Origin of the sequence: Neobacillus phoenicis, from assembly GCF_047302305.1 — a bacterium.
In the GTDB taxonomy this organism is placed as follows: Bacteria; Bacillota; Bacilli; order Bacillales; family Cytobacillaceae; genus Neobacillus.
On sequence record NZ_CP154847.1, the window covers coordinates 2,789,012 to 2,815,203 of the forward strand.

Genomic DNA, 26,192 nt, shown 5'->3' on the forward strand with positions numbered 1-26,192 from the left:
ATTTTGTTAGTTCCTAAAATGTATAAATAAAAACAAAAAAGCTTGTAGAATGAAGTCCATAGGGACAATTTCTACAAGTTATTATTATTGTTGATTAAGTGCTTCTTAAAACAGTAATAAATCCATCGAGTATTTGGTGACTTATTTTGAAACCTTTACCTTGATAGAACTTTAAGGCTTCATCGTTGCCGTTTGATACAAAAATAAACAAATCATCAATTGACGGAAATGAACGTAACCAATCTTTCGATTTTTCGAATAAGACAGAACCAATGCCCAGGCTACGATAACCTTCTTTGATATAAAACTGTGAAAGACAACCGACATCTTCATTTTTTACAGAAGCAAGGTCAAAAAAGGTAGCAAAATCATTTGAATAGGTTTCCTTAGAGGAAATGTTGCTATACACATATCCCACAATTTCATCATTATCTTTTGCTACTACTATGTAATTATATTTGGCGCTCTTGAGAGAAGGGATCATTCTAGTTTCAAAATTCATATTATCAAAAAATTCAGGATGAATCGTTGCTTTAGATTTTTGATAAGCCATTAATTCATTTACAAGATCCTTTAGACAATCAATATTTTCTTCAGAAATCACTTCGTATTGGATAGCCATAAATAATTTTCCTTTCTAGAGATTAATAAAATGATAATTAATAACTATTAAAAGTATATGATAAGTCTGTACTAATTCCAATTTTAAATAATTAAAAAGCTGTCATATACAAAAAATGATTCGTTGTATATGACAGCTAAATTTATTTGCAAAATATGTGTTTCCCAATTTTTTTGATCTGGGGTCGACTCCAGATCCAACTGCTCGTCGCAGTAGCGGGGTTAAAATAATAAAGAGCTCCACCACTAGGGTCCCATCCATTTATGGCATCAAGAACAGCCTTTTTTGCTGTTTCATTTGGTGTTAAATTTATTTGTCCATCCGCAACAGCTGTGAAGGCTCCGGGTTCATAGATGACGCCTGGGACTGTATTAGGGAAAGATACACTTTGGACCCTATTAAGGATAACGGCAGCTACAGCGACTTGACCCTCATATGGTTCTCCACGTGATTCTCCGTAAACCGCGTTTGCCATTAATTGAATTTCATTTTGTGTATAACCATTTGGTACATTTGAGCTATTAACAGAATTTCCTTTCTGTTCATATTTTGTCGCTCTCACCAGTATTTCTTTCGTTTTGGTGCCTACAACTCCATCAACAGGGAGTCCGAATTTGTCTTGGAAATTCCTGACTGCCCAGTAAGTATCCCAACCAAACACACCATCTATCTTACTTTTATAAAATCCATTATATGTAAGTCGTGATTGCAATTCAATTACATCTTCCCCCACAGCACCTCGCTGTAGGACTTGATTTGAAAATGCTTGTACTACTTTACTTTGGTCACCATTGGTTAATAAGATTACAGCTAAAAAGGTTATTATTAGCGGTATTTTTAAAAAATTAATCAATTGCAAAACCTAACCTCCCCCACTTAAATAACTATAATTTATATACTTACATCTTTTTACCTTTTTTATGTATAAGCATAAAAAAAGGGAGATTACCCTGTTACAGATAATCTCCCTTTTATTTATAAATTATTTAAGGGAAAGGTGCTTAGATTAATCCAAGTCGTTCTAGACCATATCGTACACCGTCTTCTTCGGCTGAGAGTGTTACCATATTGGCCACTTGTTTTAATTCTTCATTCCCAGAACCCATAGCCACTCCCATTCCAACCAAAGAAAGCATTTCAATATCATTTAGGCCATCTCCAAATGCAACGGCCTCGTCGGGTGCTATGCCTAGCTTTTCTAATAGTTTAGAAATACCTACAGCTTTGTTGGAGTTAGATAAATTAACATCACAAGTTCTAGCGCCGGAGCTCCATCTTCTGAAATCTAACTCCGGAATATTGGTTTGATAGTGAAGCTCTTCCTCCATATCGCAATGTAAGAACAATTGGTATATGTCTTCATCTGTCCAAAATTGAGCCGGTGCAAGTTCTGGCTTCCATGGGTCATGTTGGTATGCTTCAATCACGTATGGGTGTCTTAGATCTGTGGACTTAAAACTTGTTCCGCTTAAAAAAGTGAGAGGATGCTGAAAATCATTTGATAATAGATGTACTTTCTCTAAGATCTGTTTTTCTATAGAACTCTTATATATTTCTTTCCCATCATGATAAGCATATGACCCATTAAAAAAGACCATAGATTCTACTCCGGTTTCTTGAATTATGGACTCTGAAAAATAGGGGGCTCTTCCTGTAGCGATGATAACCTGTATCTTTTTTTCCCTCAACAGTTGGATCGCATCCTTTGTCGCATGACTCAGTTTTGTTTTTCCATGAGGAAGGATGGTTCCGTCAATATCTAAGATGACTAATTTGTAATTCATAAACTCTCTCCTAAAATGTATTCTAAGTGGTTACGCAAAGTATAAGCACAGTATAACACATCGATCTTCAATCACTTAAAAGAAGGCTTTAGGTAAGAGTATTACTCAGTTTGAAAATATTAAATCATGAAAAAATTAAGCAGGGAAATGAGTAAACAAAATCGAACTTGTAAACAAAGCAACCAGCGGCAGCTACTTGAGATATTTAAATGAATGGGGTGGTTGGATGAGCAAGAATGTAAATCGAAAAATATTGTTAGCTAGTCGTCCGAAAGGAATGCCAGATGCAAGTAATTTTGACATAGTTGAGAGCAACATTCCGAAAATTAGTGAGGGTGAGGTACTTATCCGTACTCTTTATCTGTCTGTGGATCCTTATATGCGTGGTAGGATGTCGGATGCAAAATCCTATGCGAAACCTTATGAGGTAGGAGAACCATTTATTGGAGGCATGGTTGGGGAAATCGTTGAATCTAAAAATACAAGGTTTCAAGAGGGACAATATGTAGAAGGGCGGTTGGAGTGGGCAGAATACAATGTGTCAGATGGTAGTACCATCCGTAAGGTCAATCCTGAGTTAGCGCCTATTACCACGGCCCTTCATGTACTAGGAATGCCTGGGTTGACTGCCTATTTTGGTTTAATGTTCATAGGACAGCCGAAAGAAGGGGAAACAGTTGTTGTTTCAGGAGCATCGGGAGCAGTTGGAACAATTGTTGGCCAAATTGCGAAGTTAAAAGGTTGCCGTGTTGTAGGAATTGCAGGAGCAGATGACAAATGTAGGTTTTTAACAGAAGAATTAGGCTTTGATGCTGCTATTAACTATAAAACAGAAGAAAACCTTCGCAAAGCACTGAAGGAAGCCTGTCCTTCAGGAGTCGATGTTTATTTCGACAATGTCGGAGGTAAAGTAAGCGATGCTGTAATGACTTTAATTAATTTCCAGTCTCGAACAGCTATTTGCGGACAAATCTCGCAGTATAACTTAGAAAAGCCGGAGATAGGACCAAGAGTAGCGGGGCAACTGTTGACAACTAGTTCATTGATGAAAGGCTTTATTGTATCTGATTATGCAGATCATAATAAGGAAGGATTAATTCAGTTATCACAATGGGTAAAAGAAGGTAAGATTCAATACCGCGAGAATATCGTTGAAGGCTTTGAAAATACGGTGGAAGCATTTCTAGGACTATTCCGTGGAGATAACATTGGTAAACAGCTAGTGAAAGTAGTGGAAGAATAAGCAAAGTTCAAGCTGTCTAATAAGGGGCACAATAATAGTGTCCCTTATTAAGCTGCATTTTTTAATTAAATACGTAGGTCAAAATTCATAAAAAGAAATAAGCTCTTTTTACTTTTTAATGGGTGGATTGTTAACGTCAACATGAAACGGAAGAGAATTGCCTGCTTTGTCATTTCCATAGAACTGCTCCTGGATTTCGTTATTTGCCATATCTTCCTCAGAGCCCTCTGAAACGGAGTTCCTAGACCCAAAGTCATAAAATAATTGATCCATTTGTTGATTTGCTTCAACTGCCTCATTTTTGTTTTCTTTCACATTTAAACGCCCCTTTTTATCATTTGCCTATATTTTTCCCATTCTGTGTTGAAAGTACAAGTATGTTGATAAAGTTTTTATAAAAAGGAAGGATGATGCTTCATGAATTACACGTAAATCGTTCTTCATAAGCGATATTGAGATGCACTATTCTAGAGTGAAAAAGTTTACAACCAACGCTCACCCTTATAATATAAAATCAATAAATAGTAATGGAGTGGAAGTTTATGTCGATTGAACAAGTTGTTCAACAACAAATTGAATATTATAACAAACAGGATATTGAAGGCTTTGCCAGTACATATGCAGATGATATTACGGTTTACACATTTCCGGATATCAACATAACTTTATGTGGAAAACAAGAATTAATTGAAAGGTATACAGAAACATTCAAAAAGAAAAATTTTGCAGAAATAAAAAATCGTTCCATTGTCGGTAACAAAGTAATAGATTGGGAAATTGCAACGAGTGGGCTTACTAGAGAAAGTACAAGCTTAATGGCCATTTATGAAGTAGAAAACAATTTAATATCAAAGGTTTGGTTTATACGAGAGTAGGACTTCCATGATGGAAGTTCTTTTTTATACATGACGTTAATCCTTTAAAGTGATGGGGGACAGGCACCAAAATATAATTTTTTAGAGGGTTAAAGTTGATTTTGTAGAATTTGTATATAAAAGTAAAAATTTGTGAGGTGGTAGAACTTGGACGAGATTCAATATGGATTTTTAGATGAATTTGGGGATTATCGTTTTGACTTTGATAAAAGCGATGTTTCAACCCACTTTATTATTGTTGCCATTCTTGTAAAAGATTCAAATAAAGCTAGTTTAGAACAAGAAATGGATAGGATAAGACAAGCATATGTTCAAACTGGGGATCTAACTACTAGAAGTTTCGACAATGACCATACTCAAAGAATGCAAATTTTGAATGAAATAAAGGATTTACCTTTTAGTGTATACGCCTATGTAATTGATAAGCGAAAAATAAGGGAAGACAGCGGCATCATGTCTAAATCTTCATTTGTAAAATATGTAAATAAAATGGTCTATAAGGACCTGAATAGATCATTTGAACAGCTTGACCTGGTGGCAGACAACCGAGATGAAAAATTATTTTTACGAGAATTTAAAAATTATATAAGAACAAAGAGTATACCGGATTTATTTAATCATTCGACATTTGGGTTCAACAATAGTAAATCGAATATTCTTCTTCAATTGGCAGATGTAATTGCTGGAACTTTGGCAAAGGGCTATGATCTAACCCACCAATCTAACCAGTACCGCTCTTTTTTCAAAATTATAAGAAATAAAATAGCAGCCATTAATCTATTACCTCTTGATTATAAGGACTTTCTCTATGATTACAAATCAACGAATCAGGATTCTAGGTACAATGACGTTATCATCCAACATTCGGTGAATCTAACCTATCAATATGTTGAAAAACATCGAAAAAGTGAGGAGGAGGATGAAAAGCTTCGAATCGATTTTCTTAAGTTTCTTTTATTTAATCTGAAAGAAAATCCTGATGAATATGTGTATACGGAAGAAATTTTAGATAATCTGAATGCCATTAGGGACTTAAAACTAAATCCGCATAACTTTCGCTCATCGGTGGTGTCTAAGCTCCGTGATAGCGGTCTCTTAATTGCTAGTAGCAATAAAGGCTATAAATTACCTGCTTGCTTAAACGATTTATATGATTTTGTAAATCTATCAAGCCTAACAATCCACCCAATGATTCAAAGAATATCCAAGTGTAGGGATCAAATTCTTCTAGCAACCAATAATGAAATCGACATACTTGGGCAAAAGGGATATGGTTATCTGAAAAAGATTATTGAATTGGAAAAGTTAGAAATTTAATATTAAGTAGAGCTCAAATAGGCAAGAATAATAAAAGTAAGAGCCATTTATTTGCAATAACTGCATTTATAAGGCTCTTTTTTATTTATTAATTGATGGATTGACAACTTCAGGATAAAAATGGATTGAAGACAAATGAAAGGAAAATACGGCTACAACTTGTGGTAGAATTAGAGAAACATAGGTGAAATGATCCTTAGAAGGGAGGAGGGCTATATGGAAATGATTTATTTGGATTATAATGCTAGTACCCCTTTGGCTCCTGATGTAGTAAGTGCGATGCAACCGCTGCTACTGGATTATTATGGGAATCCTTCAGCCTTACATTGGTCAGGAAAACCAGTTAAGGAATTTTTACATAAAGCAAGAGAACAGGTGGCTGAATTAATTGCTTGTACTCCTGGGGAAATCATTTTTACAAGTGGTGGAAGTGAGGCAAATAACCTTGCTTTAAAAGGTTTTTATTTTAAAAATAAGCATAAAGGCAACCATATCATTACTTCAAAAATTGAACACCCCGCTATCGTAAGTCCTTGTAAGTTCCTTGAACAATTAGGGGCAAGGATAACTTACGTAGGAGTTGACCGGTTTGGTAGAGTATCACCTAAAGAAATCGAAAAGGCGATTACAAAAGAAACAATTTTGATTACAATTATGCACTCCAATAATGAAGTTGGTACATTACAGCCAATAATGGAAATTGGGGAAATAGCGGAAAGGAAAGGAATTGCCTTTCATACAGATGCGTCTCAATCCGTTGGAAAAGTCCCTGTCCAAGTGAATGATTTAAAAGTAGATTTGCTAACGATCGCTGGTCATAAACTATATGCACCGAAAGGAATTGGTGCACTATATAAAAGAGATGGAATCCACCTTGAACCTCTAATACACGGAGCGGGGCATGAGTTTGGACTTCGTGCTGGCACCGAAAATACTTTACTAGCAGTGGGATTAGGCAAGGCATGTGAAATCGCTTCTAAAGAAGTAGGGAATAATAGAATAAAAGATTTGACCGACTATTTTTGGGGGAGACTAAAGGGCGTGTTTGGGGAACAGCTTGTCCTGAATGGACATCCTGAGGAACGGCTGCCAAATACCTTGAATGTAAGTTTTGTAAATAAAATTGGCCAAGAACTATTAGAGTCTATTCCTTGTCTTGCGGCATCAACTGGATCAGCGTGTCATGCTGGTAGCATAGAACTATCACCTGTATTGAAGGAGATGAATGTTCCTGAAGAGGTTGGGATGGGAGCTATCCGGTTTAGTTTAGGCAGGAATTCAACTAAGGAAGAAATTGATAGAGTGATTATATTGTTAAATAAAATAATGTGAAATCAAACAATCTGTTTAGAAAAGTACTAAAGTGAACCATCTGTAGAAATGGTATCCATAATATAAAGAGCCCTTGTTTAGGGCTTTTTATTATGGATATGGACTTCCGGTGAATAATTTTTCTAATGCGAGTGATTTAAGAAGTGAAAAAGGGAAAATAGCCTTTTCCAGCACTATAATTTAGTCTAATTTTTTTATTTCTGTTAAATGTACCAACTCAATATTATGTATGCTTCCGACTTCCTTAATCTCGCAATAACCTGAAGTATACTTATAAAGAATTACATATTTCTTGCCATTATAAAAAACATGCGAATTGTTCTCCATTTACTAATATCCACCCTTCATCTTTTTCTTTTTCAATATATTAGACGGATATGAAAAGTATGTTATTTTTTTGTAGAAATAATCGAAAAAAGAAGGAAATTGACGTAAAAGATTTAAATTAGGATATAAAGAAATATTTATGTAACACAGTGTTTTCTTGTTGTGTAAGCGCATACATTTGTTAATAAGCAGGGAGGTGAAGTAATTGATCTATACTTTTGGAAAAGATTATATCCAATACTTAAATGATGAAGGTTATTCTAGAATCACCTATGAACAATGGAAAAATAAAATTAGTAAGCAAGAATTAGATAAAGGGAAAAATAGTAAAGACCAGAATCACTCTGGCACGAAGTACAAGTAGGAAACGCCAATTGGCGTTTTTTTATTTATACATTAATCCAATAATTGCTTCTAGAAATATGGAAAGTACTTTTGCTAACTTTTTGTCAGGGGGTAGGGTAGAATTTTTTCATAATAGAGGTTTGTCTCAAACCATTTTATCACCTGTGAATAGGATTAATTAAGGCAGGTGAGGAAAATGTATTTAGTTGGTTTTTATTCTCCAAAAGCAAAATCAGGTGTAACAGAATTGTCTCTTTCCATCTACCAATGGTTGAAAATGAACACTAATCTATCGGTTGCATTTATTTCTTACGGTACTTTGGAAAAAGAAAGCCCATCGAGTGAGCTATTCCATGAATTCTCTAAATTGTCCGTTTCAGAACAAAAACGAAAAGTAAAACAAATGAAGAAAGAGCATGATATCATTATTTACGATGCATCCAGCAAATTATCTGAAGGGGTATTAAAGCTTTTGCCAATCGTTGACCGCTTATTTGTGGTGGGTGAAGAACATAGGGAATTTGCTAGTAAACTACATCAAATCATCCAATTCAATAAAATTTTTGATAAAAATGTAAAGAGCTTTATTGCTCATTTGCGGGGAAATCAAACATTTATTTTACATGAAAATAAGGAAGAAAACGTTATAGGGTTCAATTATTTAAAAAACGAAACAAATGAAATTGGTCAAATGATATATACCGATTATGTCACTCATTACTTAAACGAAAAGTTTATTGAAAAAAATGAGCAGGTCTTTAAAAAGATTAAAAGAATTCCAAAAGAAAATTTGTTTTATGGACTCTATGAACTTGGAATCGATTTTGAAAAAGCAATGCTCTTTGAAAAGTTTGTTATGTTACGAGAAGCAATGGGTCAAAATTACGAGGAAGCACTTGAAAACCTGTTCCCACTTTTCATGGAAGCATCATTTACACAAATTCTAGACAAGTTTCAGGCTGAATTATATATGTTTACTAAAATCTAAAGGTGCCTAAACGTCATCATCTAAAATGGATGATGACGTTTTATATCATAAACTTACTAAGTTTAGTCAACAAGATGAAAACTAGTAAATTCTAATTTTTTTGTTGTTTCAAGTTGTATGAATTCACCCGGCACCAATTGAAATCTTTTCGAAAATAGGGGACCATCATATACGAAGGTATGGTATTCACCTGATTCTCCCATTGGGCAAATAGTAGTCTTTTGTACGTCTTGGAGGAAGGATTCATCAAGGTTTCTGCCAAGCCAGGTCTCATCTAGTACATCTTCTCTTACACGAACAACAACTGCTTCATAGCCTGATTGGACAAAATTTTTTAGCAGTTGCAATGCATCTTCCTTTTGGGACCAAAGGGGATACAATGACTTCACATCTGCAGCGGCAGCTACTTTTTCACCCCAATCACGGTGTTCATCTAAATATAAATCACCATAAGCAATACCAGTAATCTTATATTGTTTCTTTAAGGTTTGAAGAGCTGTAACAAATTGATCTGTATAAGTGTTGTAGGAGCATTCGATAAAGTGAACAGGTATAGAAAGAGCTTCTCCCTGTAAACTAATCATTTCTATTCGCTCTCCATGGCCAAATGTTCGACCAAGTTCTTTGGGAACGGTTGTAACAAGGCATGCGACCTCGTATCCTTTCTTTATAAGCGTATCCAAAGCCATACAACAATCCTTCCCACCACTCCAAGATAATGCAATTCGTTTCTTCACGATAGTTCACCCTCACTAGCGTAATTATGTAGTTTGTAATATTGATAGTTTAGCATAAAAAATCCTCCTTACATATTTGCTGTTAAACAAAGATGAATATCAATGTATATTTATGAATACAAATTGAAACCCAAAATTTAAAAAAAGCTGGGTATTAGAAGGTTATTAATGAAAACGCTTACTTAAATAATGGTATAAATATTCAAAAAATATACTTAAAAAAGATTGTCAAACTATCTTTTTTTAACTATAATCATAGTATTAATTAATGATGTCATAAAATCTAACATGAAAACGAGAGGTAATGTAACGTGGCTAAAACACTTATTTCAAAGACTCCTGTAGATGCAACAACATTAGAACAAATTAAAGAAACGATTAAAGAAAAAAGCGTTGAACTATTACACTTGCAATTCGTCGATATTGAAGGCATTCTAAAGCACATCACAGTTACAAGTGAGCAATTAGAAGATGTAGTAGATGGTAAAATGATGTTTGATGGGTCCTCAATTAAAGGTTTTTCACCTATTAATAAATCAGACCTTTATCTTCAACCAGATTTAGCCACGTTTGCTGTTCTACCTTGGACGGTTGAAGCGGGTTATGCTGAAGGGCGATTCTTATGCTCTATTAATAATCCAGACGGAACACCTTTTGATGGAGATACAAGAAATGTTCTAAAGAAAACGGTAGATCGTGCAGCTGATCATGGTTATACCATTTCAGTTGGCCCTGAATTAGAGTTTTTTCTTTTTAAAACTGATGAAAATGGGTATGCAACACAAGAAATCAGTGACAAGGCAGGCTATTTTGAACCTTCGCCACATGATCTAGGCGAACGCGTCCGTTTGGAAATTTACCGTGCGCTAAAAGCAATGGGCTTTACCATTGAGGCATCTCACCACGAGGTAGCGGAAGGGCAGCATGAAATTAACTTTAAATATGCGGATGTACTTACGGCAGCAGACCTTGCAACTACATATAAGTGGGTTGTAAAGACCGTTGCGAAGAAATTTGGATTACATGCTACATTTATGCCGAAACCAGTATTTGGAATTAATGGTTCGGGAATGCATGTTAATATGTCTTTCTTTGAAGGAAGCGAAAATGCCTTCTATGATCCAACAGATGGGTTACAATTATCGGAAAAAGCGTATCAGTTTATTGCAGGTGTACTAGAAAATGTAAAGAGCTTTACTGCAGTAACAAATCCGTTAGTAAATTCTTATAAGCGCTTAGTACCTGGTTATGAAGCGCCTTGTTATATCGCATGGTCTGCTTCAAACCGTTCAGCGCTAATTCGTATTCCAGCAAAGAAAGGTCTAGCTACACGTGTAGAATTACGCTGTCCAGATCCTTCATCAAACCCTTATTTAACATTTGCAGTCATTGCTTCTGCAGGGCTGGATGGAATTGAAAAAGGATTACAAGCACCAGCTCCAATTAATGAAGATATCTTCCACATGACAGAGGAAGAAAGAGCATTTCGAGGTATTGATAACCTGCCAGGAAGTTTAGCTGATGCATTAAAAGCATTAGAATCTGGAGAGATTGCTTCTAAAACACTAGGTCAACACGTCTATAGTGAATATGTTTCAATGAAAAAAGCGGAATGGAATAGCTACCGAACAGCAGTTCATGCGTGGGAAATCGATAACTATCATACTAAATTCTAAATAAAAAAGCAGGGCAGGGCTGACGACAAACATTTTGTCAACAGCCTCAGTGTTCCTGCTTTTTATATTATATGTGTTAAAGATTTCTATTGTTTTAATCGACATTCCAGTTATAGATGATTACTTTTTAATAAGTCGAATTTTCGGAAAAAGATTGACTCCGTTTAACAACCGTGATATAAACACAATAAGATATTTTAGTACATAAAAGCGTAAAAGGTTAAAGGTAAAATTGATAAAAACGGGACAAACAGGGGGAATAATTATCATGGAACATCATACCAAAATTTTAGACTGTACCATTCGTGATGGGGGCTTAGTTAACAATTGGGATTTCAGCGTTGAATTTGTTCAAGACTTGTATAATGGTCTAAGTGAAGCGGGTGTGGAATATATGGAGATTGGCTATAAGAATTCTCCTAAGCTTCTTAAAGCAACTGAACCCAATCCATGGAGATTTCTTGATGATAACTTTCTCAAAGAAATTATCCCTGTGAAAAAGTTCACGAAGCTATCGGCTCTGGTCGATATTGGACGAGTTGATCCCAATGACATATTACCTCGTGAGCATAGTGTTTTAGACATGATTCGAGTTGCTTGCTATATTCGAGAAGTAGATAAGGGCTTAGAACTTGTACAAATGTTTCATGATTTAGGATATGAAACTTCACTAAACATTATGGCTTTATCAAGTGTCCCTGAACAACAGCTAATTAAAGCGTTTGAATTGGTGAAGGAAAGTCCTGTTGATGTTGTATATATCGTTGATTCTTTTGGAAGTTTAGACCCTATAGATATTGAGCACCAAGTGAAAAAGTTCAAAACTATGGTACCAAACAAACAACTTGGAATTCATACACATAATAACATGCAGTTAGCGTTCGCCAATACATTAACTGCAATCCGAAATGGGGTTACATTTCTTGATTCTTCTGTTTATGGCATGGGACGAGCGGCTGGTAACTGTAACACTGAGCTGCTTGTTAGCTACATACAGAAATCAAGCTATGAGATTAAACCTGTCCTTGGCGTAATTGAAAAGCACATGCTTGAGATGCGTCAAAAGTGGGAATGGGGCTATATCATTCCTTATATGATTTCTGGTGTACTTAATGAACATCCACGTGTTGCCATGGCTTATCGAGATAGCGTCGACCGTGATAAATTTGTAGATTTTTATGACAAGGTAACATCACCCGAAGTCTCTGTGGCTACAGCTTTGAAATAGGCCAGCTTTCTAAAAATACCTCTAACAATGAGGTACAGCAAAACTCCTAGATTTATTACAAGAACGTCCTTCGGGGCGTTTTTTTGATTAAATAAAGATATCTTTTATTAAAGAGAATGGTAATTCTATCAATCAACATCATCTTCAAAAACCTAACACGATAAACCTCCCATATGAATGATTTCACAAAACGTTCAATAATAGGTTAGATATGAAACGGATTTATCCTGTACATTAACACTATAGTCACATTGTTTATATAACTAGGGGGATTACTGATGAAAAAGATATTTCAGATATTATTAATAGCAGGACTTATAATGACACCTTTTTTTGCACAAGCTCATGTGAAGTGGTTCACAAATGTTGCTCCGCATAAAGAGTCTATTGAACATATACTTTCACCGATGTTTTTATTTTTCACATTACTTGCAGCTGTTGTTTTAGCCACATTAACATTGATTATTCCAAAAATGGCTGAATGGGGCCCAGTGAAAAAAATGGAGGATCGTCTTTCGAGTTTAAGAAAGTATTCTCGAAGAATCTTTAATTAAGAATTTTCAAACAATTATTTAACTTATAAGGGCAATTAGTGTATAATGTTTTAAACAATGATAGCGAGGTACTTGCCCATGAACTCATATATTAAAAATCAAATCGAGTTATTTCAAGAAAACAATCAGAATCGTGGACGTCTATTAGTTAGTTGTCCCGATCAACCAGGTATTGTTTCAACCATATCAAAATTCTTGTTTTCATATAATGCAAATATTATTGAATCAAGTCAGTATTCAACCAATCCTGAGGGAGGAACATTTTTCATTCGTATTGAATTTGAATGCCCGGGTCTAAAGGATAAAGCTAAAGAAATGGAAAAACAATTTGCTGAAATTGTTGATATGTTTTCAATGGAATGGAAGTTTACTCATGTTTATCATGTGAAAAAAGCTGCAATCTTTGTATCAAAAGAACTGCACTGTTTACTTGAGCTTTTATGGGAATGGCAAAGTGGAGAGTTGATGGCTGACATCGCACTTGTCATAAGCAATCATGAAAACGCAAGGGAGGTTGTCGAAGGCTTGAATATCCCGTTTTATTATGTTCCAGCGAATAAAGAGATTCGTGGAGAAGCCGAAGAAAGACAACTTCAACTACTAAGAGAGTATGAAATTGATTTCGTTGTATTAGCACGTTATATGCAGATCTTATCACCGAAGTTTGTCGAGGGAAATCCAAATAGAATTATTAATATTCATCATTCATTTTTACCAGCCTTTGTTGGAGCAAGACCATATGAAAGAGCATTTAACCGTGGTGTAAAATTAATAGGTGCGACTTCTCATTATGTTACCAATGACCTTGATGAAGGTCCGATTATCGAACAGGATATCAGTCGTGTCGATCACCATGATAATGTTGATAGTCTTAAAAAAATCGGTAGGAGAATTGAAAGAAGCGTATTGGCTCGAGCGGTAAAATGGCATATAGAAGACCGTATTATCGTTCATCAAAATAAAACGATTGTATTCTAAGAATCCCTTTTTATAGGGATTTTTTAATTAGGTATAATATTTGTGTCCTGGTAGTTAATAATTCCATAACAATTGTTTACAAAACCTTTACGCTCCGTTTAAACAGAGTTAATACTTTTGTCCTATAGTTATACCAGTAAGACAAAACAAAATGACTCTTTAGGGGGAAACAAGGTACATGAAAAGCTTTAAAAAACTTAGCCTACTTACATTATTTGCAGCATTAATGGTATTCATGGCTGCTTGTGGAGGCGGCACTTCTTCTACAGAAAAGACAGCAAGTAACACAGAAAAAGAAACACCTAAAACTGAAGAAAAGAAAGAGTTTTCCGGCTCATTAGTCGTCTCTGGTTCATCTGCGATGCAGCCATTAGTAGCAGCGGCTGCAGAAGAGTTTATGGCTGCAAATCCAAATGTTGACATTCAAGTAAATGCAGGTGGTTCTGGTACTGGTTTATCTCAAGTTGCTGAAGGATCTGTTCAAATTGGGAACTCAGACGTTTTCGCTGAAGAAAAAGAAGGAATCCCAGCTGATCAGCTTGTTGACCATAAAGTTGCCGTTGTTGGTATGACAGCAGCTGTTAACCCTAAGGTTGGAATTAAAGATATTAAAAAAGAAGATTTAATTAAAGTATTTACTGGTAAAATCACTAACTGGAAAGAACTTGGCGGTAAAGACCAAAAGATCGTTCTTGTAAACCGTCCTGACTCATCAGGTACACGTGCAGTATTCAACAAGTTCGCTCTTGATGGTGCAACACCTGCAGAAGGAATCACCGAGGATTCTTCAAACACAGTTAAAAAGATTATTAACGAAACTGATGGTGCCATTGGTTATCTAGCATTCTCATACTTCACAGATGATTCTGTAACACCTCTTGCCATTGATGGTGTAGAACCAACTGGTGAGAACGTACAATCTGGTAAGTTTCCAGTTTGGGCGTACGAACATTCCTATACAAAAGGTGAAGCTACCGATCTTGCAAAAGAGTTCATTGACTACATGATGTCGGATGATATCCAAAACAATCTACTAAAAGAACAAGGTTATTTACCTGTAACAAAAATGAAGGTAGAACGTGATGCGGAAGGTAAGCAAACAAAGAAATAGATTGTAAGAAAGGGTAAGTGCAAATCGCACTTACCCTTTTCTGTGTAGTAATTATCTAAGAATACATAAGTTCTTTTTAACACAAATTAAATTTGATTAAAACTAGATTTAAGATAAGGAGATACTTGATGCAAAATTTTTTAAAACCACCAGCACTTTTAGTTCTGGACGTTCAAGTGGGTTTTGATGATCCGTATTGGGGGAAACGCAATAATTCGCATGCTGAAGACAATATTTTGAAGTTGCTAACAGAATGGAGAATGAAGAAATGGCCGGTCATCTATTCACAACATTTATCCCTGTTGCCTAACTCACCACTTTACTATAAAAATAAGAATGGAACGGAGTTTAAATCGAGTATTCGACCAATAGCAGGAGAAATGGTTTTTCAAAAAAACGTTAATAGTGCATTTATAGGAACTCAACTGGAAACCTATCTACATGACCAAAAAATAAGATCAATTGTGATCACAGGACTTTCTATGCAACATTGTGTTTCAACTACTACTCGAATGAGTGGGAACTTGGGCTTCGATACCTACTTGATTGAAGACGCTATTGGTTGCATTTGAAATTACAGATCACCAAGGGGATAAGTATACTGCTGATGAGATACACAAAATAGAATTAGCTACATTAAATAAAGAGTTTGCTACTATATTAACCACAGATGATTTCTTTACACAACTGTTTAAAAAAGCGCAAGATTGATACTTGCGCTTTTGAAATTTAAAATACTATTCTACACTGTTTTTTATAAATGTATGAAAAGGACACTTAGTTAAAGTGGAGTCATCATCACGTAAAAAATATTGCCTCCACTCATAATTGTCTTCCTGTCCATAACTGTTTAAATCAGGGTGAATATCAATTGAATCATATTTTTCTAATCTTTTTCGAACCTGTGATTTAATATTTTTTGTCAAAGCCACATTCTTATTAAATTCCTGCAATACCCATCTTGGGGTGATAGCTAACATGAAGTAGTCAAAATGTCTGCTCCTTCTATTTACATGGGCAGGTGTTGCACAATACATAAAGTACTGATCTCCGTTATAACAAAACTCCCAAATTGGATTATGCGGGTCATGAGGAATTTGTTCGGGCCAATCCATATCGTCCTTATTACTTATACCACTCAACTGTTCCCAGAACAATTGTTCAAACATTTCTACATTATATGTTTTCTTTAATTCGTTCGGCGTCTCATAAAAAATGATAAGAGATGTAAAATCACCATACTCTTTAGATGATTTCGTGTAGTCACATAATAACAATGCAACCTCATCAATCGTAGCTGAACGCCTTGGGTCACCGACAAACCCATATCGTAATTGGTTAGTTGAATACCCAATGGTCGCAGGTATGCATGGGAATTTTCGTTCTTTATCTTTCATTTTCTCTTCGAATTTCTCTAATGCAGTTTTTTTCCATTGTTGGAGTTGGCTTCGTGATGCGGGGGCATCTTTGAATAGTTTGCTTATAATAATCACCTCCTAATGGCTTATATAGTATATTCATGTTGAGATTAGGGGGGTGAATGTCCTATACAATATAGGCTGTGGCAGAATTCTTTGAAAGGTTATACAATGGATAGGAGTATTGAAAGAATGGTTTTCGTGCATTTATAATTTATAGATGGAACAACTGTATGGGGGAACGGTTTATGGTAGTGGTAAAATCGGTGAAAATTGATGGTGAGAGCATCCATGTATTTAATAGTGCAATCTATATTTTTGAAGCAGGTACGAGCTTTACCTTGGAGCTGAATCTAATTGTAAGTGAGGTTGTTGTTAAAAAATATAAAAAAGAAGAGACACTCATTATTGAGGTAGAATTAGAAGATGGTAGAGTCATACATTTAATCATGCATGTTAAAATTCTCTCAGGTGGATTGCCACAGCTTTATTTATTCTGCGAACTGGATGACATAGAGGAGTATAAAGATTTTGAACGGGTGAGCGAAAATGAAACATGGTTTCCTAATATTGAAGAAGGCATCACATTAGAGGATATAAGAAAAGTGGAAATGCCTGATGAAGAATTTAGTATAAAATTAAAGCTCCCCATTGACCAGGTTGAATGGCTAAAGAATCAGAAAAGGGTACGATTGAATGAACTTTTTAAAGAGGTTATTTATGATTTGTGGAAAAAGGGATACAGGGATGGACAATGAATATGAATTCAAGGATGAAATGGAACTCAAAACATAAAGAGCGCTTGGATCAACAGAGGCCAACTGAACCAAATTCTAGATTAAAGGATCTGCCTGCCTATTTAACTGGTGGCAGGGCACTTGATCTTGCTTGTGGTCTAGGGGGTAATAGTTTTTTTCTTGCACGGTTGAACTATGAGGTTGAAGCTATTGATATTTCGGATTTCGCTATCCACTATATTCAAGAACAGGTTTCAAGAGATAATCTCACAATTCACCCAAAAGTTTGTGACCTTACGGAATTAAAAAATCAACATTGGTGTAACCAATCTTTTGATTTGGTTGTCATTACATATTTCCTTGATCACTCGCTATTTCCTATAGTTAAGACACTTGTAAAACAAGATGGTTATTTTTTCATGGAAACCTTCTATCAGTCACCACTAGACGGGAATCAGGGGGTATCAAACCAATATAAACTCCAGCCTAAAGAGTTGTTAACTGAATTTAGCGATTGGAAAGTACTGCTTTTTGAAGAAAATGAACATGAAGGAAGGCAAACTATATTTTGTCAGAAACCGTAGGAAGATATCCTAGCGGTTTTTTTAGTGCTTCAAATCCTACTGCAAGCAGCTTCAATCCAACAATTGCTATTAGGTGGGCGGGCCAAGTTTGATTTAAATAGAATTACACCATTGGTTTTATTTTTACATACAATAAAGCAAAATTTTGTTCCGGGGTTGATATTAATGGATAAGTTAAAACAACATAACAAAGACTTAAGTAACGATAAAAGCAAAAAAATCTTAGCTCTGGAAAAAGAGGTTGCATTCGGTCTTTGGATTCAAGTGGTTGGTCAAATTATTGAATTAATAGCCTTATCAGAACTTTTGCAGGTGAGGGAAGATGAAAATACAGTTGGGGAAGAACAAATTCTGACGGGTGTTTGGCTGAGAACGATTGGCCAAATAATTGAGGCTGTGTCTGTTTCAAAACAAATAAACGAAACCAACTTATTGAAATTGTCCCAACAACAAAAACTGGCTATAACAGGAGATTTACTTGTATCTATAGGTTCAGGTTATGAAGTTTTTGGAGGTATAAATGTGCTTGAAGAGGAAACGGTCACTCCACCACGGATTGTTCCATAACAGTTTGAGTAGGAGTAGTGGCTTCCAAAAAAAGTTACTGTAAATCCTCCATGCCCCTCATTTGACATTCCCCAGCTAAAAGCTTATTACATATCTTAAAATAAAGAGTACATTTGTATTAAATCTTTCAGTCTTATTTTTAAATATCGCGTAAATTGGATAAAACATTAAGAGATGGGGCGATTAATAAGGAGGAAAGCAATGATGGATCAACCATTTAATTATCCAGAAATTTTCTATAATGAAGTAATCTACTATTTAGAATCAAAATGGAATCGTCGTTTAAGTGACCACGAACGGCATGTGTTAATTGAAGGGTATCGATTTGGAAGGATGATTGAGGCAGAAGCTGAAATCAAAATCCTTTTTACAAATTAATGGGTTGAATAAGCCTCGAAGAAATAATAGGGATAAACTCAAAGGCTGACTCAATTGATATGAGGTCAGCCTTTTTCTTACAAAACTAATCCTTGAATTCCACATGCCCGTTCTCATCAATTTCTATGGTGGTATAACTTTTAAAAACGTCCATGTTCGTAATTTCATGTTTTACAGAACTTGCAAAGCTCTCCATATATGATTGGTACACCTCAGGGTTTTTTACAAGATGATAAAAATTTACTCTTTTTCCATCTTTCATGTCTGTCATTCTTAGTAAAAAACGATCTCCAAACTGGGCTTTAAACCACTCTCTAGCTTCTTCATGGCTCGTAAAGGAAGGCATTTGACTATGCTCGACCGTAAAATCTTGATCCATTGATACATTCACCTCTTTACTTAAAAATGCATTTTTTCATAATTACTATTCCCTATAATAGATGCATTATTAGTAATATTTTTCCTTTTGGTTTAAAAAGGATGTTACTATAGTAATATGGAATGAATTTAATTTTTTTGGGGGGAGAAGATTGGTTGAATAAGGAGTTAGCTATGTTTCTAGAAGAACTCGAAAATTTTGGAGTGGCCAATGATCAAAAAATAACGGATAAATCAAAGAGGATGAGAAATGTTACACCTGAAACAGGTCAATTTCTCTCATTCTTGGTTACCACTACTCAAGCAAAAAACATTCTTGAAATAGGAACGTCTAATGGATACTCTACTTTGTGGCTTGCAGATAGTGTAATAGAAAACGATGGCTACGTAACGACTTTAGAATATTCAGCTAGTAAAGCAGAACTAGCAAAGAGAAATTTCGAACAAGCTAAGATGTCGAAGTGGATTGACCTTATTGTCATGGATGCAGGCAAGTATATTAACAAAGTAGAAAGCAATACAGTTGATATGATCTTTTTAGATTCAGATCGTAAAGAATATGTAGAATGGTGGGGGGATTTAAGTAGAATTTTAAAAAGAAAAGGACTAATTGTTGTTGACAATATCATCTCACATTCAGATGAATTACAAGATTTCTATGAATTGGTCTCAAATGATGAAAACTTTAAAACAATGAAATTGCCTATTGAAAGTGGGTTATTATTTCTAACTAAAAAATAAAGATAGGTACTAAAAGGGTGAGTAGTGATGCAGATCAAAAGTTTGGATCATTTCGTTTTAACTGTTCATGACATAGAGGCAACATGCAAGTTTTATACAACTGTCATGGGAATGGAGCTACAAACGTTTGGCGAAGATAGAAAAGCACTTCAATTTGGCCAACAAAAAATTAATCTCCATGTTTATGGTAGAGAGTTTGAACCAAAAGCTTTAAAACCTACACCCGGTTCAGCAGATCTATGCTTTATAACAGAAACTCCATTAAAACAAGTCGTTGTGCACTTAGAAAAAAATAATGTCCCTGTTTTGGAGGGCCCCGTTTCTCGAACAGGTGCTTTGGGGAAAATATTATCAGTCTACTTTCAAGATCCTGATGGAAACTTAATAGAAGTATCAAATTATTTAATGCTATAGAGATTTTTATAAAAGTCGGCAGATGTCGACTTTTTTTAATTTCCTTCGTTTTAAAGGAAATAACTCATGTATAGCGTATTTTACACACAAGCCAAATATTTGGAGGGAGCGAGATTTTATGGAAGAAAGAAAACGTGTAAGAGAATTAGGTATCAAAATAGGGAGATTTCCAACAGGACAGAACAACGCTATTACCGATATCCCTGGTGTAAAAGTCGGACATGAGACTGTTATTACTGACGGACAGGATGGGCAAGGTCCGGCGCGAACAGGTGTAACAGTGATTTTGCCGAATGAAGATATTTACAATCAACGTATATTTGCTAATAGCCATGTGATCAATGGAGCAGGTGAAATGACTGGTATAGTACAAATGAAAGAATGGGGCATCATTGAAACACCAATTGCTCTTACAAACTCTATGAATGTAGGGATTGTCAATGATGGAATCATTGAATATATGACACAAAGATATCCCGAACTAGGAGATACAGAGGATATTGTGCTACCCATAGTAGCAGAGTGTGATGATAGCTTCTTAAACAACCCACGTGGTAGACATGTGAACCAAGAACATGTTATTTCAGCCATCGAGAAAGCGAGAAACGGGGAAGTGGAAGAGGGCAGTATAGGAAGTGGCACGGGTATGAGCTGTTTTGAGTTCAAAGGGGGGATTGGTACTTCTTCAAGAGTTATTTTAGAGAAATATACAATTGGAACCTTAGTCATGACCAACTTTGGTAAACGAAAGGATTTTCTTTTAAATGGGACCACCGTTGGCGAACAACTTCAAGATTTTATGCCAAAAAGTGATGTTCCTGAAGGCTCCATTATCATCGTAATCGGAACTAATGCACCATTGATGCCTCACCAGTTAGGAAGGCTAGCCAAAAGGTCCGCGTTAGGATTGGGGAAAATTGGGTCGAAGGCCTACCATGGAAGTGGAGAAATATCACTAGCTTTCTCGACTGGGAATAGATTGAAAAGGGGGGAGAAGACAGAAGTTATGAACCTAAATATGATAAATGATCTACTCCTTAACGATTTATTTGAGGCTGCGATTGAGTGTATAGAAGAGGCAATATTAAATGCCATGTTTAAAGCGAAAACGGTTATTGGCAGGAACGGAAATATTCTTTATGAAATTCCTATTTCTAAAACAATGGAAATTCTAGCTGCACAATAATCCATATATTTCTAACTACTCTAAATTATCAAAATATATTGACTTTTTATTTTTCAGATACCTATAATGGTACTTAGAAAGTGAAAACCATATTTCCACTAGGTGGAAGTGCAAAAACAAACTCGATAAATGTTTAGGGGAGGTGTTAAAAATAGACAATGAAAAAAATCATAATATCCGTGCCTTAGAAAGGGGATTCGATATTATTGAAGCATTTTCTTTAGACGATTCGGAATTAACGCTAACAGAAATTTCAACAAAAACCTCGTTATCCTTGGCTACCATTCATCGATTTATTCAAACGATGTTGGTAAGAGGATATATTGAACAAGACCCTATTTCCAGTAAGTACAAACTAAGCAAACAATTTGTGCGTTTAGGGGGAATAGTTGTTCGAGGCCTAGATCTGGTTCAAACTGCAATGCCCTATCTTCAAGAACTTTCCAATAAAACCTCACAGAATTGCAACCTAAGTGTATATGACCAAGGAAAGGTCCTATGTCTAATCAATATTGAATCATTTAAAAGCTTTTTTATGGGAATTAAAGTGGGCCAGAGCCTTCCCGTTTATGGAGGGGCTTTATCAAAAGTCATCTTAGCACATCTTCCTACAGATTTAATATCTACCCTCATCTCAGAAGATTTACCATCCTTTACACCACAAACGATATCTCACCGAGAATTATTAATAAGAGAACTTGAAAAAATTCGATACCAAGGCTATGCAGAATCCAGGGGAGAACTAACTATAGGAGAAGCAGCCATAGCTGCACCTATCTACGACTATTCGAACGAAGTTGTTGCGGGGATTTCTCTATCTGGCCCTGACCATCATTACGTAGAGGAAAATCAAATTGTATTTAGAAACCTACTCCTTCAGACGGCAACACTCATTTCAAGTCAATTAGGTGCAGTCAACATGAGACCAGTGGGGAGTGAATAAAGTTGAAAAAAATAAAACCTGCCAGTTTAAAAAAAGGGGATACGATTGGAATCGTAGCGCCTGCAAGCCCTTTATACAATAAAAGTGATCTTGTCCGAGGAATAAGAACACTTGAGGAGTGGGGTTTTCAAGTAATAGTTGGAGAACATGTGAATGTAAGGTATGAATATCTAGCAGGCACGGACGAGCAGCGGGCACAGGATGTCAACTCGATGTTTAGAAATGATCAGGTAGACGCCATTTTTGTCACGCAGGGGGGATATGGATCAGCAAGGATTCTACGGTACATAGATTTTGATGCCATTAAACAGAATCCCAAAATCTTTATAGGCTACAGTGATATTACGGCCATTCATCTCGCTTTACAAAAGCTTACTGGCTTGGTATCTTTTCACGGGCCTGGAATGGCAGGATTTAATCCTGAGGAGTTAACAGAGTATAGAAAGAATCAGCTCTTTAAAGCACTACTATCTGACGAGCCAGTTGGTGAAATTGAGCTCGCTGATAAGAAAAAATGGATTAACATCATTCAACCAGGGGAAGCAAGAGGCGAGATGGTAGGTGGAAATCTAACCTTAATCTGTTCTTCTTTAGGTACACCCTATGAAATTGAAACAGAGGGGAATATTCTATTTTTTGAAGAGCTTGATACCGAACCATGGGTAATGGACCATATGCTTTCTCATTTGTTAAATGCAGGTAAATTACAAAAGGCTGCGGGTATTGTCATAGGTGAATGTAAAGATTGTGAACCATTTAAGCACAACCCAGGATTCCCCGTAACTTTCAGTTTAGAAGATATTTTAGAAGAGTATATAAAGCCGTTAGGAATCCCTGCAATTTATGGCTTACCACTGGGACATACAAAGGATCTGGCCACCATTCCATTAGGGGTACAAGGCTTTTTAGATGCAACAAATGGAAAATTAATTATAGAGGAATGCGGAACGCGTTCGTAGGGGGTAAAGGATGAAAAAAAAGTTCTGGCTATTATTTATTGTTTCTATTGTTTTCGTTATGTTATGTGCACCTATAGCAAGTATGAATGTAAAAGCTGCTAGTCCCTCTACATTAAGAGTCGGTTGGACGAAAGAACCGGATAGCTTGAGTCCGTTTATTTCGAATCGAGTTTCTACTTTTGAATTGCACTTATTAATTTATGATACTCTTGTTGCTTTCGATAATAATTTAAAGCCAGTAGGAAGATTAGCAGAGAGTTGGAAAGTTAGTGAAGATAATTTAACATGGACATTTAAATTAAAGAAAGGCGTAAAGTGGCATGACGGCAAACCATTTACCTCAAAAGATGTCAAATTTTCATATGAAACGATTTTAAAATCGGAAATGGGAATGTACTCTGATTTCTTAAAAGGTATATCTAGTATTAAAACGCCTGATGACTACACAGTAGTTATAAAAACAGATAAACCAAAAGCAAATATGCTTTATATTACAACTCCAATCATACCAAAGCATATTTGGGAGAAAGTGAAATTTAAAGATTTAGAAACTTGGCCGAACAAGAAACCAATTGGAACAGGCCCTTTTAAATTTGTTGAATGGAAAAAAGGAGAATATGTAAAATTAGAGGCGAATAAGGACTACTTCATGGGAGCACCGAAGTTCGATGAATTAATCTATCCTCTATACGCAAACAACGATACAATGGTCCAATCCTTAAAAGTTGGTGAGATTGATGCAGCAATTAATATTAACTCCAACCAAGTGAAATTACTAGAGTCAGAGAAGAATATCAAGGTTGTATCAAATCCAACAAACAGCTTTACCAATATTGGTATTAATACGTGGAAGGATAAGGCGTCAAAGGGAAATCCGTTATTATTAAACAATTCTATTAAACAGGCGATGGAATATGCGATTGATAAACAAAAAATCATAGATGTGGCGTTTTCTGGTCAAGGGAAACCAGGAACAACGATTGTCCCTTCGTTTTTAAGCGACTGGCATTTTCAGTTGAGTCCAGAAAAGGCGAGGGCATTCGATCTTAATAAAGCTAAATCCATTTTAGATATAGCTGGCTTTCTAGATAAAAATGGTGATGGAGTACGTGAAGATCAAAGTGGCAAACCTTTAGAGTTTCGTTTTTATTTACGAAGTGATTCTCCAGAAGAAGTAAAAGCAGGTCAAATGGTTCATTCCATGTTAAAGGATGCTGGAATTGAGACAAAAGTAGAGACGCTTGATGATGGTGTACTAGGTGACCGCATTTATGACAATGGAGATTATGATTTATTCATATGGGGATGGACCACAGATATAGACCCTACGACAATCTTAAGTATTGTAAGTACCGACCAAATAGGAAATCTTAGTGAAACCTACTACTCTAATCCTAAGTATGATGAGTTATTAGCTAAGCAAGAAACTACACTTGATTTTAAGGAACGTCAAGGTATGGTGTATCAGATGCAGGATTTACTTGCTGAAGATCTTCCTTATATCATCCTTATGGAAGAAAATGCTATGCAAGCCGTTCGTACAGATAAATGGAAGGGCTGGATTCCTGTTAAAGGCGCCTATTTTATGGCAGCGAATAACTATAATTATCTGCATGTAGAGCCAACAAATGGAACTGCGAATAATACAAATACTAAGGAAAGCAATAACACTTGGCTGATATATGGTGGGGTGGCTCTTGTTTTAATTGTTGGTGTAATCGTTATTTTTGCAAGAAGAAAAAAGGGTATCGATCAATTTGATGAGATGTAGAACGATCTGTTGAAGGAGAATCTATGAAACTTAAATATTTGATAAAAAAGATAGCTAATGCGATATTCACCTTGTTTTGTGTACTTATCATCAACTATTTTTTGTTTCGGGTTATGCCAGGTGATCCTCTAGCCATGATGCTTCGTGATCCAAAGGCATCCCCTGAATCTGTAGAAAAAATGAAGCATCTTTTTGGTTTGGATCAGGCTTGGTACGTGCAGTTTGGCTTATATGTGAAACAGCTTCTTTCTGGTGACCTAGGTATGTCCTTTTTATTTAAACAACCAGTAACAGAACTCATTGCCATTAAAATTGTTCCTACGCTTCTTTTAGTAGGTGTTGCTACCTTAGTCTCCCTGATTGGCGGTATCTTTTTAGGGATTCTTGCTGCAAGGAAAAGAGGGAAGAAAGTGGATATTATGTCACTCTCATTTTCCTTATTAACCTACTCCATGCCAACCTTTTGGGTTGGTGTGGTGTTGGTTGCACTATTGAGTGTTCATTTAACACTTTTCCCAACCTCAGGCATGACAACTGCTGGTATGGTCTTTTCAAGTTCTATGGATGCGGTGGTTGATGTTGCACACCATTTATTTCTTCCGGCGTTATCACTTAGCTTGGTCTTATTAGGACAATATGTACTGATTATGAGAAATTCACTTATCGACGAACTAACAGAAGATTATGTCCAGACTGCAAAAGCGAAGGGATTTTCTGAAAAATATATTGTACGTAAGCACGCTGTACCTAATGCTATGTTACCAATGGTTACCGTAATTTCGATCAATCTTGGATTTATGATTGCAGGTGCGATTGAAATTGAAACGGTTTTTTCTTGGCCAGGTATAGGCCGGTTGATGTATGAAGCCCTTTTAAATCGTGATTATCCGCTTTTGCAAGGAATATTTCTTATTATTAGCACATGTGTTATTTTTGCCAACTTAATCGCTGACGTCCTCTACGGCTATTTAGACCCTAGAGTAAAAGGTTAGAAAGGAG

The 26,192-nt window shown here is 35.8% G+C and carries 29 protein-coding genes and 1 pseudogene; 23 read left to right on the forward strand and 7 right to left on the reverse strand.

Annotated features, from left to right (window positions below; translation table 11 throughout):
- Positions 1–94 precede the first annotated feature (94 nt).
- The 3 genes from AA0X95_RS14520 to AA0X95_RS14530 all read right to left on the reverse strand — a co-directional run bounded on the left by AA0X95_RS14520 (position 95) and on the right by AA0X95_RS14530 (position 2,406).
- Positions 95–622 (reverse strand): GNAT family N-acetyltransferase, encoded by a 528-nt coding sequence (locus tag AA0X95_RS14520; RefSeq protein ID WP_413298958.1) that lies wholly within the window; start codon positions 620–622, stop codon positions 95–97.
- A 142-nt stretch (positions 623–764) separates the two neighbouring features.
- Positions 765–1,457 carry a spore cortex-lytic enzyme gene (gene sleB / locus AA0X95_RS14525; protein WP_413310045.1) on the reverse strand — a complete coding sequence of 231 codons (693 nt, stop codon included), beginning with the start codon at positions 1,455–1,457 and terminating at the stop codon, positions 765–767.
- Positions 1,458–1,623: 166 nt separating this feature from the next.
- Positions 1,624–2,406: a Cof-type HAD-IIB family hydrolase gene (locus AA0X95_RS14530; protein ID WP_413298960.1), complete on the reverse strand. Its 783-nt coding sequence runs from the start codon at positions 2,404–2,406 to the stop codon at positions 1,624–1,626.
- Positions 2,407–2,632: 226 nt separating this feature from the next.
- Between AA0X95_RS14530 and AA0X95_RS14535 the strand changes: the two genes are divergently transcribed.
- Entirely contained in the window at positions 2,633–3,649 is a 1,017-nt protein-coding gene (locus AA0X95_RS14535) for an NADP-dependent oxidoreductase (RefSeq protein ID WP_413298962.1), read from the forward strand.
- 108 nt (positions 3,650–3,757) lie between these two features.
- Here AA0X95_RS14535 and AA0X95_RS14540 read toward each other — a convergent pair whose 3' ends face one another.
- Entirely contained in the window at positions 3,758–3,964 is a 207-nt protein-coding gene (locus tag AA0X95_RS14540) for a hypothetical protein (RefSeq protein WP_413298964.1), read from the reverse strand.
- Positions 3,965–4,191: 227 nt separating this feature from the next.
- On the opposite strand from AA0X95_RS14540, the gene AA0X95_RS14545 reads away from it, so the two are divergent.
- From AA0X95_RS14545 to AA0X95_RS14565, 5 genes are all read left to right on the forward strand, one after another.
- On the forward strand, positions 4,192–4,524 hold the full coding sequence (locus tag AA0X95_RS14545) for a steroid delta-isomerase (RefSeq protein ID WP_413298965.1): 333 nt from the start codon (positions 4,192–4,194) through the stop codon (positions 4,522–4,524).
- Positions 4,525–4,671: 147 nt separating this feature from the next.
- Positions 4,672–5,841: a DUF3800 domain-containing protein gene (locus tag AA0X95_RS14550; protein ID WP_413298967.1), complete on the forward strand. Its 1,170-nt coding sequence runs from the start codon at positions 4,672–4,674 to the stop codon at positions 5,839–5,841.
- A 216-nt stretch (positions 5,842–6,057) separates the two neighbouring features.
- Entirely contained in the window at positions 6,058–7,173 is a 1,116-nt protein-coding gene (locus AA0X95_RS14555) for a cysteine desulfurase family protein (protein ID WP_413298969.1), read from the forward strand.
- A 532-nt stretch (positions 7,174–7,705) separates the two neighbouring features.
- On the forward strand, positions 7,706–7,864 hold the full coding sequence (locus AA0X95_RS14560) for a hypothetical protein (protein WP_413298971.1): 159 nt from the start codon (positions 7,706–7,708) through the stop codon (positions 7,862–7,864).
- 177 nt (positions 7,865–8,041) lie between these two features.
- Complete coding sequence (locus AA0X95_RS14565) at positions 8,042–8,833, forward strand: hypothetical protein (protein ID WP_413298973.1); 792 nt, start codon at positions 8,042–8,044, stop codon at positions 8,831–8,833.
- 62 nt (positions 8,834–8,895) lie between these two features.
- On the opposite strand, the gene AA0X95_RS14570 is transcribed toward AA0X95_RS14565, so the two are convergent.
- A complete protein-coding gene (locus AA0X95_RS14570; protein WP_413298975.1) occupies positions 8,896–9,570 on the reverse strand; it encodes a diphthine--ammonia ligase in 675 nt (224 codons plus the stop codon).
- A gap of 311 nt (positions 9,571–9,881) precedes the next feature.
- Between AA0X95_RS14570 and glnA the strand changes: the two genes are divergently transcribed.
- The 6 genes and pseudogenes from glnA to AA0X95_RS14600 all read left to right on the forward strand — a co-directional run bounded on the left by glnA (position 9,882) and on the right by AA0X95_RS14600 (position 15,828).
- Complete coding sequence (gene glnA / locus AA0X95_RS14575; protein ID WP_413298977.1) at positions 9,882–11,246, forward strand: type I glutamate--ammonia ligase; 1,365 nt, start codon at positions 9,882–9,884, stop codon at positions 11,244–11,246.
- A 268-nt stretch (positions 11,247–11,514) separates the two neighbouring features.
- Entirely contained in the window at positions 11,515–12,474 is a 960-nt protein-coding gene (locus AA0X95_RS14580) for an aldolase catalytic domain-containing protein (RefSeq protein WP_413298979.1), read from the forward strand.
- 278 nt (positions 12,475–12,752) lie between these two features.
- Positions 12,753–13,028, forward strand: a complete 276-nt coding sequence (locus AA0X95_RS14585; protein ID WP_413298981.1) for a hypothetical protein — start codon at positions 12,753–12,755, stop codon at positions 13,026–13,028.
- A gap of 78 nt (positions 13,029–13,106) precedes the next feature.
- Positions 13,107–14,006, forward strand: a complete 900-nt coding sequence (purU, locus tag AA0X95_RS14590) for a formyltetrahydrofolate deformylase (RefSeq protein WP_413298983.1) — start codon at positions 13,107–13,109, stop codon at positions 14,004–14,006.
- A 178-nt stretch (positions 14,007–14,184) separates the two neighbouring features.
- On the forward strand, positions 14,185–15,117 hold the full coding sequence (locus tag AA0X95_RS14595) for a phosphate ABC transporter substrate-binding protein (protein WP_413298985.1): 933 nt from the start codon (positions 14,185–14,187) through the stop codon (positions 15,115–15,117).
- Between the two features lie 128 nt (positions 15,118–15,245).
- Positions 15,246–15,828, forward strand: a pseudogene (locus AA0X95_RS14600) (cysteine hydrolase family protein).
- Positions 15,829–15,854: 26 nt separating this feature from the next.
- Here AA0X95_RS14600 and AA0X95_RS14605 read toward each other — a convergent pair.
- Positions 15,855–16,514, reverse strand: a complete 660-nt coding sequence (locus AA0X95_RS14605) for a YqcI/YcgG family protein (protein WP_413298987.1) — start codon at positions 16,512–16,514, stop codon at positions 15,855–15,857.
- A 269-nt stretch (positions 16,515–16,783) separates the two neighbouring features.
- Here AA0X95_RS14605 and AA0X95_RS14610 point away from each other — a divergent pair, with 269 nt between their 5' ends.
- The 4 genes from AA0X95_RS14610 to AA0X95_RS14625 all read left to right on the forward strand — a co-directional run bounded on the left by AA0X95_RS14610 (position 16,784) and on the right by AA0X95_RS14625 (position 18,801).
- Positions 16,784–17,293 (forward strand): hypothetical protein, encoded by a 510-nt coding sequence (locus AA0X95_RS14610; protein ID WP_413298989.1) that lies wholly within the window; start codon positions 16,784–16,786, stop codon positions 17,291–17,293.
- Positions 17,294–17,295: 2 nt separating this feature from the next.
- Positions 17,296–17,856, forward strand: coding sequence for a class I SAM-dependent methyltransferase (locus tag AA0X95_RS14615; protein ID WP_413298991.1), 561 nt, complete (start codon positions 17,296–17,298; stop codon positions 17,854–17,856).
- Between the two features lie 24 nt (positions 17,857–17,880).
- Complete coding sequence (locus AA0X95_RS14620; RefSeq protein WP_413298993.1) at positions 17,881–18,423, forward strand: hypothetical protein; 543 nt, start codon at positions 17,881–17,883, stop codon at positions 18,421–18,423.
- Between the two features lie 201 nt (positions 18,424–18,624).
- Positions 18,625–18,801 (forward strand): hypothetical protein, encoded by a 177-nt coding sequence (locus tag AA0X95_RS14625; protein ID WP_413298995.1) that lies wholly within the window; start codon positions 18,625–18,627, stop codon positions 18,799–18,801.
- An 85-nt stretch (positions 18,802–18,886) separates the two neighbouring features.
- Here the strand turns inward: AA0X95_RS14625 and AA0X95_RS14630 are convergent, their stop codons facing one another.
- A complete protein-coding gene (locus AA0X95_RS14630; protein ID WP_413298997.1) occupies positions 18,887–19,180 on the reverse strand; it encodes a hypothetical protein in 294 nt (97 codons plus the stop codon).
- Positions 19,181–19,335: 155 nt separating this feature from the next.
- On the opposite strand from AA0X95_RS14630, the gene AA0X95_RS14635 reads away from it, so the two are divergent.
- From AA0X95_RS14635 to AA0X95_RS14665, 7 genes are all read left to right on the forward strand, one after another.
- Positions 19,336–19,920: an O-methyltransferase gene (locus AA0X95_RS14635; protein WP_413298999.1), complete on the forward strand. Its 585-nt coding sequence runs from the start codon at positions 19,336–19,338 to the stop codon at positions 19,918–19,920.
- Positions 19,921–19,947: 27 nt separating this feature from the next.
- Positions 19,948–20,334, forward strand: coding sequence for a VOC family protein (locus AA0X95_RS14640; protein WP_413299001.1), 387 nt, complete (start codon positions 19,948–19,950; stop codon positions 20,332–20,334).
- 118 nt (positions 20,335–20,452) lie between these two features.
- Entirely contained in the window at positions 20,453–21,520 is a 1,068-nt protein-coding gene (locus AA0X95_RS14645; RefSeq protein WP_413299003.1) for a P1 family peptidase, read from the forward strand.
- A 142-nt stretch (positions 21,521–21,662) separates the two neighbouring features.
- Positions 21,663–22,463: an IclR family transcriptional regulator gene (locus tag AA0X95_RS14650; protein ID WP_413299005.1), complete on the forward strand. Its 801-nt coding sequence runs from the start codon at positions 21,663–21,665 to the stop codon at positions 22,461–22,463.
- Positions 22,464–22,465: 2 nt separating this feature from the next.
- Positions 22,466–23,422: a S66 peptidase family protein gene (locus tag AA0X95_RS14655; RefSeq protein WP_413299007.1), complete on the forward strand. Its 957-nt coding sequence runs from the start codon at positions 22,466–22,468 to the stop codon at positions 23,420–23,422.
- 10 nt (positions 23,423–23,432) lie between these two features.
- Positions 23,433–25,193 carry an ABC transporter substrate-binding protein gene (locus AA0X95_RS14660; RefSeq protein WP_413299009.1) on the forward strand — a complete coding sequence of 587 codons (1,761 nt, stop codon included), beginning with the start codon at positions 23,433–23,435 and terminating at the stop codon, positions 25,191–25,193.
- 23 nt (positions 25,194–25,216) lie between these two features.
- Complete coding sequence (locus AA0X95_RS14665; protein WP_413299011.1) at positions 25,217–26,185, forward strand: ABC transporter permease; 969 nt, start codon at positions 25,217–25,219, stop codon at positions 26,183–26,185.
- Positions 26,186–26,192 lie beyond the last annotated feature (7 nt).